Raw genomic sequence first — 241 nt, forward strand, 5'->3', positions numbered from 1 at the left:
CCCGGCCGACGCGGACGAGGTGGCCGCCGCACTGCGCTCCCACGTCGCCAAGGAGATCGGCCCGATCGCCAGGCCCCGCCAGATCCTGCTGGTCGCGGAGCTCCCCAAGACCCGCTCCGGCAAGATCATGCGCCGTCTGCTGCGGGACGTGGCCGAGAACCGCGCCCTCGGCGACGTCACGACGCTCACGGACTCCGCGGTGATGGACGAGATCCGGGAGCGGCTGCCGTCGGGGGGCGCG

At 74.3% G+C, this 241-nt stretch carries 1 protein-coding gene; it reads left to right on the plus strand.

The genetic code is table 11. The features are described 5' to 3' along the window. Nucleotides 1-241, plus strand: a 241-nt coding sequence (locus tag E4U92_RS35660) for an AMP-binding enzyme (protein WP_422070810.1), incomplete at both ends; no start/stop codon positions are given.

The sequence above is a fragment of the Streptomyces galbus genome (genome assembly GCF_005280195.1).
Taxonomy (GTDB): domain Bacteria; phylum Actinomycetota; class Actinomycetes; order Streptomycetales; family Streptomycetaceae; genus Streptomyces; species Streptomyces galbus.